Genomic DNA, 256 nt, shown 5'->3' with positions numbered 1-256 from the left:
ACAGGTCGTGGCCGGCATCGGCGCCGGCGCCGTCTACGGTACCTGCGTCGGCTCGGCCCTGAAGTGGTTCCCCGACAAGCGGGGCCTGGCCGCCGGCATCATCGCCGCCGGCTTCGGCGCCGGCTCGGCGCTGACCGTCGCCCCGATCCAGTGGATGATCGCCGACCACGGTTTCCAGGCCGCCTTCTTCAACTTCGGCATCGGCCAGGGCCTCGTCGTCTGCGCGCTCGCCTTCTTCTTCACCTCGCCCAAGAAA

General features: G+C 69.9%; 1 protein-coding gene. It reads left to right on the top strand.

Going from position 1 to position 256, the window contains the following annotated elements:
• The coding region (locus IPV08_RS24360) for an MFS transporter (protein WP_207414440.1) at positions 1-256 on the top strand (256 nt) is incomplete at both ends.

This window comes from Methylobacterium sp. SD274, from assembly GCF_017355285.1.
In the GTDB taxonomy this organism is placed as follows: Bacteria; Pseudomonadota; Alphaproteobacteria; order Rhizobiales; family Beijerinckiaceae; genus Methylobacterium.
Note: the sequence above shows the minus strand (reverse complement) of the source record. Positions and strands in the feature narration are given on the sequence as shown.